The sequence below is a fragment of the bacterium (Candidatus Blackallbacteria) CG13_big_fil_rev_8_21_14_2_50_49_14 genome (genome assembly GCA_002783405.1).
In the GTDB taxonomy this organism is placed as follows: domain Bacteria; phylum Cyanobacteriota; class Sericytochromatia; order UBA7694; family UBA7694.
Genome location: PFGG01000046.1, coordinates 1 through 9,106, shown reverse-complemented (window position 1 = coordinate 9,106; position 9,106 = coordinate 1). Strand labels below are relative to the sequence as shown.

The window sequence follows — 9,106 nt, the reverse complement described above, 5'->3', positions numbered from 1 at the left end:
CAATCATAAAGATCGGCACCCGCCACGGAGCCAACTTTGACAAGACCCATACCCATTTGAAAGGGCGCTACGTAACTCAGATTGGAAAAATTCAAGGGTTCCAGTCGCAGGGCTTCCCAGGGCAAAAGCAGAGCTGGAGAAATCGGGCTGTGGGTTTTTATCTGGCTTTTGAGCTTTTCAAGCGTGGTTTTGCCCTGCAAGGCTTGAAAAGAGAGCGCACCGGCTTCGCTGCTACGCGTGGCATAGGCCGGTTCGGCGCTGGCTGTCGGAGGAAGGGGCGGCATGATCGGGGTGGGCAGGGGCAGAATCGGCGGCGCCGAAGCCGGGGCCGGCGAGGATTCACGTGTGCCTCCTGCTGCAAAAGCCTGGCCAAAATCGTAACGGTTGGCGTTGGGGTCGCCCTGTTTATTGGATTTTAAGACCTCTACGCGCTTGCGGGAGGCAAATCCGGGTTTGCTGATCGTAATTTCGATCTGCACGCCGGAGGGGGCATTGTTAAAGGCAAATGTCCCCCCAGAGGTGAGGGTTTCGGCTTCAAAGGGAACTTGCGAATTGAGCGAGCGTACTTTGACCAAGGCTCCGTTCAGGGGTTGCCCCAAATCATCAAAGAGTTTGCCATTGAAGGTGGTTTTTTCGATCACGGAGATATCACTGGTGGCGCTGGGCAAGGGGGTGGCGGTGGGGTGTGAAGGGGGCTGGGGGGAGCCAATGGGGAGTCCGATGGCTTCAGTGGGAATCTCGTCTTCAATCAGGGTGCGTGCGCCCAGGCGAGGCAGCGTAAAGGGAGCGATGATTTGTCCGGGCGCGGGTGCCGAGGCCAGGGGATCGGGTGTCGCCGATAGGGGGCCAGAACTGTCTGTAGGGTTGGGTTGCTGTGAGCTTGAAGGTAGGGGGGCGATATTTCCGGGCGTTTGACAGGCCGCCAGGCTCAGAATCAGGCTGTATCTCAACCCCCAGTTCAGCAGTTTTGGTTGCAAAATTTGGATTTCAGCCACTGAGTTCCCCTTTCTCAATCAGCAAAGCCAAGGTTTTGAAGTGCGTATTTGATCGAAGACGAAAAAAAACCAAAGAAGTTCCCTTTTGATTTTGTGTGAATATCTGTCTATTGGTTTAAATATGATGAAAAATGCAATAGATAATTGTTGCAAAAAAGTTAAAATGTATTAATCGCTCAACGCTTGAACTGAACAAAAATCAAGGCTGTTTTGAAATTGTTTTTTGAGTACAATAAACCCTGATTTATGACAATCGGATAGAAATGTTACAAAAAGATGGGGCTGTGACATGTTAGGCTAAGGGGTATGTCCTATCACGCTGAACTCAGAATTTTGGAGCCCTTTTTGCGGCAGGCTGAGTGGTCTCAGGCCCAGGTCGCACTGGCGCAACTGCTCAAAAAATACCCTGAGGCCGCAGAATTGCATTATCGCATGGCGGTGCTTTTACAGGAAAACCAAGTGGATGCACAGGCCGACGCCCATTATCTGCAGGTTTTGCGTCTTTTACCTCAACATGCCCCTTCCTGGTTTGGACGTGGATTTTTGGCCCTGCGCTCAGACAATTTGGATTTGGCAGAAACCTGTTTAAAACGGGCTGTGCAGGCTCAGCCCGATTTTCGTCAGGCCCTGGACTATTTGGCCCAGGCTTTGTGGCTCAAAGGGCAGGAAACCGATGCTTTTCTCTACTGGGAAGCCTGTCTTCAAATTCAGTCTGAACTGCGGCTTCATCAAAAGCTTTGCCTGCATTATCAAGCGCTGAAACGTTGGTCAGAGGCTTTGGCCCATGTGCAGGAATGGCTGGCGCTCTGTCCCAACGATGCCAATGCCTGGAATGAATATGGCCTGATTCTGCGTTCGCTTAAACAGGCTGAACCCGCCCATCGGGCCTTTGAGCGCGCTTTGGAACTGGAGCCTGGTTTTGCGCAGGTGTATACCAATTTGGGGCATTTGGCACGGGAATGTGGTCAGATGACAGCGGCGCTTGCGGCTTATTGTCAAGCCATTACCCTTCAACCCACCTATGCCGAAGGGTGGTTGAATTACAGCCAATGTCTTTATGACAATGGTTTGACGGCCCAGGCACAAACCGCAATAGCCCAGGCGCTGCAATTGCAGCCTGCATTGTTGCGTAAGCGGAAAGAGGCAATTTCTTCAAAGCGCTCTGACCGTGACTCATCCATGCTTTCGCTTCGTCAGGCCCTGCAACTTCCGCGCGTTTATGCTTGCCAAGAGGAATTACTGGAAGCCAGGGCCCGTTTAAGTTTTACGCTGGCGCAATTGCAAATCACAAACTTTGAGATTCAAGACCCTCTGTGTGAGTTTTCGGGGCTTACCAATTTTTACCTGGCCTACCAGGGACAGAATGATCGGGAATTGAACAGCACACTGGCCCAGTTTCTTCAGCGTTATCTTTCACCCCAGCTGGCCTTGTGTGAGCCCGCACCCGATAAATTGAAAATTGGTTTGGTCTCTGCCTGTTTTCAAGACCATTCCGTCACCCATTGTTTTGGGGGCATGATTCAAGCTTTGGCCCAAGAACCCGATTTTGAAGTGCTGCTTTTTCTGGCGCCCTCCAGCAAACCCGATCAGGTGACTGAGCTTTTAAAAGAGCGGGTTCAAGGGCTTGAGCATTTGTCTGCCAGTTTGGAGCATGCCCGTTTGCAAATTCAGCAGCAGGCTTTGGATCTGCTGATTTACCCTGAATTGGGCATGGATCATTTTTCCTGGCTTTTGGCTTTTAGCCGTTTGGCTCCTCATCAGGCGGTTTTGTCTGGGCATCCTACGACCAGCGGCATTCCCACCATCGATACCTTTATTTCACATGCCGATCTTGAGCTGCCCTCAGCCCAAAACCATTACAGTGAAAATTTGCTCTGTTTACCAGGGGTTCCTGTCAACTATACGCGCCCTCCCCGGCGGAGCCTCAACGCCTCTTCAGATCTGGGGTTGCCCAGTGGTCGGCATCTTTATCTCTGCCCCATGACCCTGTTCAAAATTCACCCTGATTTTGATGCCGTGATCAAGGGCATTTTAGAGCGCGATCCGCAGGCTGATCTCTATTTGTTTAAATTTCATCAGACCCTTTTGCATCAGATTTTGGAGCGGCGTTTTCAACGCAGTTTGGGGAACCTGGCTGCGCGGGTTCATTTTTTGCCCTGGATGCCTTGGGGCCAATTCATGCTTTGGCTTGAAAATGCGGATGTGGTCTTGGATACTTTTCATTTTGGGGGCGGCAATACCCTGTACATGGCCTTTGAACGGGAAGTACCTGTGGTGACCTGGCCGTCTGAGTTTCAGCGCGGCAGGGGAGGGCTGGGGCTTTATCAGGCCATGGGCTTGGATTTTGGTGTGGCCCAGACGCCAGAGGACTATATACAAATCGCAGTGCGCCTGGCCCAGGAAAAAGACTGGAACCGTCAGTGTCGTTTGCTGCTGAGAGAACGGAATGCTCTGATTTTTGGCCAAACCCGCAGTACTGAAGCCCTGATTTTATGGCTTAAAGCATATCTTTATCAAAAATAAACCAGAATTTTACGCGAACTTGATCCGGATCATGTACAGTTTTCAAAGATGCTTTTAAACTGAAGGCACCTTTCGTTGGTTTGTGAAACACAGCCTGAAAGTGAACGCTTGAGCACCTTGCCGTAAACTTGACCGAAAGCTTGAACAGGCCGCATAGCTTAAATAGATGCGGTGTGTTACCAGTGATCTGCACTTCATGCTATGGTATATGTGCCGTAAAGCATCAATTTCTTAAGAGCAGGAACCCGTATGCAAAACGCAGAAAATAATACTGCCAAACCTAACGCAATTGAGTCTATCCTGTCTATTTTTGATTCAACCGTGGGTCGCAAATATATCATGGGTTTAAGTGGCCTGGCGCTGGTGGCATTTATTGTCATTCACCTCGCCGGCAATTTAACCCTTTTCTTTGGGGCTGAAGCCTTTAACAGTTATGTACTGAAGCTTGAAAGTCTGGGCCCCTTGATCCGTCTGGCCGAATTGGGCCTGATGGCTGTTTTCGTCTTTCATATTATCTTTGCCTTTAGTGTAACCTCTCAGAACCGCGCAGCCCGTAAGAGCCGCTATGCGGTGAAGGGGAACGCAGGGAAACCCAGCCGTAAAACAATGGCTTCACAAAGTATGATTTATACCGGACTTGTGCTGCTGGTGTTTTTGGTGGCGCATGTCTGGATGTTTCGTTTTCAGACCCGTGTCAATCCCGAACAGGTGATCGTGCATGGCGCAGAAGTGATCAACCTGTATAAACCTGTTGTGGCGGCTTTTCATAATCCTGTCATTGCCTGGGCTTATACCCTGGTGATGCTGTTTTTGGGCAGCCATCTCAGCCATGGTTTCTGGAGTGCTTTCCAGTCGCTGGGAGCCTATCATCCTCGTTATACGCCTGTGATTCATGGTCTCGGCGTTCTTCTGGCCGTACTCCTGGCTGTGGGCTTCCTGGCGTTGCCCCTCTGGGTTTGTTATATGGTTCCGGCCGCGCATTAATTGGAGGTTACAGCAATGAGTAAGCTGAATATTCAAGAGGGTACTCCCCTCCAGGCCCATATTCCCTCTGGTCAGGTATCAGATAAATGGGACAGCTATAAAGCCGGGATTAAAGTCGTCAATCCCGCCAATAAACGTAAATATACCGTGCTGGTGATTGGCACAGGTCTGGCCGGCGCTTCTGCGGCTGCCACCCTGGCTGAACTGGGGTATAACGTCAAGTCTTTCTGTATTTCAGACTCTCCCCGTCGCGCGCACAGTATTGCTGCCCAGGGCGGAATCAACGCTGCCAAAAACTATCAGAATGATGGGGACAGCGTTTGGCGTCTGTTTTATGACACCGTCAAGGGGGGCGATTTCCGCGCCCGTGAAGCCAATGTCTACCGTCTGGCCCAGGTCAGCGTCAGCATTATCGACCAGTGCGTAGCCCAAGGTGTGCCCTTTGCCCGTGAATACGGCGGCATGCTTTCGAATCGTTCGTTTGGGGGCGCACAGGTTTCGCGTACTTTCTATGCTTCTGGCCAAACAGGTCAGCAATTGCTGTTGGGAGCCTATGGCGCCATGATGCGTCAGGTCGATGCGGGTAAGGTTGAACTCTTCACCTACCGCGAAATGCTGGATTTGGTGGTAATTGACGGAGCCGCCAAAGGGGTGGTCATGCGCAACCTCAAAACCGGCGAATTGGAATCCTATGCGGGGGATGCCGTCTTGCTTTGCACTGGCGGATATGGCAATGTCTATTTCCTCTCTACCAACGCCATGAATTCCAATGCCACGGCTGCCTGGCGCTGCCACAAGCGCGGGGCTTATTTCGCCAATCCCTGCTTTACCCAGATTCACCCGACCTGTATCCCTGTTTCAGGCGATTACCAGTCCAAGTTGACGCTGATGAGCGAATCTCTGCGCAATGATGGCCGGGTCTGGGTGCCCAAAAAAGCGGGAGATAAACGTCCACCGGGAGAAATTCCTGAAGACGAACGCGATTATTATCTCGAACGCCGTTACCCCAGTTTCGGCAACCTTGTGCCCCGTGACGTGGCTTCCCGCAATGCTAAATATGTTTGCGATGAAGGCCGGGGCGTGGGTGAAACGGGTTTGGCAGTCTATCTCGACTTTGCCGAATCGATTCAGCGCTTGGGCCGCAAGGCCGTGGAAGATCGCTATGGCAATCTGTTTGAAATGTATGAGCGGATTACCGGTGAAAATCCCTATGAAGTGCCGATGAAGATTTATCCAGCCGTACACTATACCATGGGCGGTCTGTGGGTGGATTATAACCTGATGACCACCATTCCAGGCCTTTTTGCCCTGGGTGAAGCCAATTTCTCTGACCACGGTGCCAACCGTTTGGGCGCCAGCGCCCTGATGCAGGGTCTGGCAGATGGCTATTTCGTGGTGCCCTATACCATTGGCGATTATCTGGCCGGAAAATCCCCCGTCAAAGTCGATCCCGAACAGCACGAAGCCTTCAAAGGCGTGCGGGCTGAAATTCAGGGCCAAATCGATAAACTGCTCTCGATCAAAGGGGAACGCACCGTGATGGAGCTGTATCGCGAATTGGGTCTGAAAATGTGGGATTATGTCGGCATGTCACGCACTGAAGAAGGCTTGACCCAGGTCTTGCAAGAAATTCCCAAACTGCGTGAAGAATTTTGGCAGAATGTCAGAATTCCTGGCACGGCCGATGGCTGGAATAAAAACCTTGAGTTTGCCAGCCGGGTTGCAGATTTCTTGGAACTGGGCGAACTGATGGCACTGGATGCCCTGCACCGTCAAGAATCCTGCGGAGGCCATTTCCGCGAAGAATACCAGACCGAAGAAGGCGAAGCCAAGCGCAACGATGAAGCGTATAGCTATGCCGCTGCCTGGGAATATTCCGGAAATCTGAGCCAGCCGGTTCTGCACAAGGAAGCGCTGGAATTTAATGATGTTAAACCCTCTCAACGAAGCTATAAGTAAGGAGTAGCACCATGTCTGATAAAATGCGAATGAAGTTGCGTATCTGGCGCCAAAAAGGGCCAGACAGCCCCGGTGCCTTACATGATTATGAATTGGACAATGTTTCCAGTCATATGTCTTTTTTGGAAATGCTGGACGTGCTCAATGAAAAGCTGATCAAAGAGGGCAAAGAAGAGCCGATTGAATATGATTACGACTGTCGTGAAGGCATTTGCGGCACCTGTGGGGTGGTCGTTGATGGCGTGCCCCATGGCCCCGCCCGACGCACTGCAACTTGCCAGTTGCATATGCGTACCTTCCGCGATGGCGATACGATTACGATTGAACCCTGGCGCTCGGAAGCTTTTCCGGTGATCAAGGATTTGGTCGTGGATCGTTCTGCCTTTGACCGGATTATTCAAGCCGGTGGCTATGTCGGTGTCAATACGGGCTGTGCCCAGGATGCCAATTCAATTCCGATTGGTAAAGAGGAAGCCGATAAATCCTTCTTTGCTGCTGCCTGTATTGGCTGTGGCGCCTGTGTGGCAGCTTGTCCGAATGCCTCTGCAGCCCTGTTTGTGGGGGCTAAAATTGCTCAATACGCGCATTTGCCCCAAGGCAAGCCTGAGGCGACCCGCCGGGCCCTGCGCATGATTGAGCAAATGGATGCTGAAGGCTTTGGCAATTGCTCAAACCATGGCGAATGCGAAGCAGTTTGCCCCAAAGGCATTTCGATTGAAAATATCGCGACCATGCGGCGTGAATATCTCAAAGCAGCCCTGAAAACAGGTTCTGCTACGATTTAAGCAGAGAACAACAAAAAGAGGGGCTCATCTGAGCCCCTCTTTTGTTTGGTCTGAAAATAATCAGATTTCAACCTGCATGCCAATCTCTATTACGCGCTCACGGGGCAGGTTAAAAAAACCGGCGGCCGACCAGGCCTTGCGGGACATAAACACAAACAGCGCACGACGCCACTTGGCCATGCGGGATTTGTTCTGCTCCAGCAGCAGCGTCTGATGCCCGATAAAATAAGTGGTGTTTTCAGGTATGAGCCAGGCTTTAAAATCAGGGCAAGCCGTGAGCCGGCGGGGAATATCCGGCGACTGCATAAAGCCATAGCTGGCAGTTACCTGAAAAACGCCCCGGCCCAATTTGTTCACTTCTAAAGCGTTCTCAGGCTCAACCGCCTGAATATTCTTGGATTTGACCGAGAGCAGAATGATCTGCTCATGCAGGGCGTGATTCAGTTTGAGATGGCCGTGAAAACATTCTTTCAGGGTATAGAGGGGCTGCTGCCAATATCTCCAGAGACCACGCCAATGGCCCCCAGAGCCAAGGTCCAAAGTGAAGCTTTTGAAGCGAGTTCAGTTGACATGAACAGGTTCTTTCTTGAAATGCAAAGTTCTACTCTTCTTTGCTTTCTCCAGAGCTTATTGCTCTTCAACTCTGATGTGTAGACCCATTTTTTCCATATCACTGAACAGTTCATTAACATCCACGATATGTCCCATCAACCCTAAGCCAAAAGGAAGACAGCCCTTAAAGTATTGTTTGAGCAATGCTGCAACAGGTATTGCAGTGAAAAGGTAAGCATCATCATGCTCTGCAATAATACGAACTCTCTGCTTCTTGTTGTCTTTTATACCCTCTGCTTCATTCAGAAACACAACCCCTTGATACGGAGATGAAAAAGTGTTTACGCCCCAGGTGAAAAGTTGAGTTAGAAAACCTGTTGCCCATCCTTTCCTGATTTTTTGGCTTACCCAAATTATGGGAAAAACCAAATAATCCACAAACCAGTTAAAACCTGATACGTAAACTCCTGTTTCATTTAAGGAAAACATTTCTGGCATGGATTTTATCTCTGGCATTTGAATGGGAAAAACTTGCATGCTTCCGAATTTGCTTCCCATGTCGATGGTCAGAGCCTCTTGATAGGTTGCATTTCGCCAAGCTCCCGCTTTGTAAACTTCGGCCTTAAATTCTGCTATCAGTGAAATAATTTCAACAGCTTGCTCCGCGCGTTCAAACCGGGCATTCATCGCCATCGCAATAATTGCTTTTTCATACGTATCAAAATATTGAGCAGCATAGCGAATAAAAACAGCCGGTAAACCGGGATGAAAGCCTGCTTGTGTGATAAATATTCTTTTCTGTTGCTTGATCGATGAGTTCAACGGCTCTAAATCTTGAAACGTATTCTCGCCGACAAGAATATCCAAATAGTCACAATCAGCTACAAGAGCAGCCTGAGCAATCTGCTTGATTAGATTTGGGGTCGTCGTCAAAACAATAACAAGCTGCACATCTTCAAAAGCAGCTACGAGACAGGTGTAATCAGAAGCATCCACGCAACGGCTATTCACCCGATGACCAGCATATTCCCTGTTGAGAGTGGCAGCAAATTCGTCTGCCTTTTCTTTTCTTCTTCCTGCAATAACGATCTCTATTTGAGTTTCCTTCAAAAGGAGCCGGGCCAGACACTGCCCAACGCCGCCATACCCCCCTAATAACAAAACAGATTTATGCTTCATCAGGTCTTGCGCAGGAGACTCCGGCATTCATACCGGAGAGGCAGAGCGCATCCGGTGTAAGCCGGACGTGTCTTTCCCACACTCCTTTCCCATGTGTATTTTGTTGAATACTTAGATGATACAATATGA

General features: G+C 50.2%; 6 protein-coding genes and 1 pseudogene (1 of these 7 cut by a window edge). 4 read left to right on the top strand and 3 right to left on the bottom strand.

The genetic code is table 11. The annotated features are described in order from the left end of the window. Positions 1-995: pseudogene (locus COW20_11200) on the bottom strand (hypothetical protein); it reaches 127 nt to the left of the window's first position. A gap of 306 nt (positions 996-1,301) precedes the next feature. On the opposite strand from COW20_11200, the gene COW20_11195 reads away from it, so the two are divergent. The 4 genes from COW20_11195 to COW20_11180 all read left to right on the top strand — a co-directional run bounded on the left by COW20_11195 (position 1,302) and on the right by COW20_11180 (position 7,246). Continuing rightward, positions 1,302-3,518, top strand: a complete 2,217-nt coding sequence (locus COW20_11195) for a hypothetical protein (GenBank protein PIW47819.1) — start codon at positions 1,302-1,304, stop codon at positions 3,516-3,518. Positions 3,519-3,767: 249 nt separating this feature from the next. Next, positions 3,768-4,502, top strand: a complete 735-nt coding sequence (locus COW20_11190; GenBank protein PIW47818.1) for a succinate dehydrogenase — start codon at positions 3,768-3,770, stop codon at positions 4,500-4,502. Positions 4,503-4,517: 15 nt separating this feature from the next. Continuing rightward, the gene (gene sdhA, locus COW20_11185; protein ID PIW47817.1) at positions 4,518-6,461 is read left to right on the top strand and encodes a succinate dehydrogenase flavoprotein subunit; all 1,944 of its coding nucleotides are present in this window, start codon (positions 4,518-4,520) and stop codon (positions 6,459-6,461) included. A 23-nt stretch (positions 6,462-6,484) separates the two neighbouring features. Further along, positions 6,485-7,246: a hypothetical protein gene (locus COW20_11180; GenBank protein PIW47835.1), complete on the top strand. Its 762-nt coding sequence runs from the start codon at positions 6,485-6,487 to the stop codon at positions 7,244-7,246. Between the two features lie 60 nt (positions 7,247-7,306). Here COW20_11180 and COW20_11175 read toward each other — a convergent pair whose 3' ends face one another. Together COW20_11175 and COW20_11170 are read right to left on the bottom strand one after the other, a co-directional pair. Next, complete coding sequence (locus COW20_11175) at positions 7,307-7,786, bottom strand: hypothetical protein (protein PIW47816.1); 480 nt, start codon at positions 7,784-7,786, stop codon at positions 7,307-7,309. Between the two features lie 87 nt (positions 7,787-7,873). After that, positions 7,874-9,004 (bottom strand): hypothetical protein, encoded by a 1,131-nt coding sequence (locus COW20_11170; protein PIW47815.1) that lies wholly within the window; start codon positions 9,002-9,004, stop codon positions 7,874-7,876. Positions 9,005-9,106: the final 102 nt, after the last annotated feature.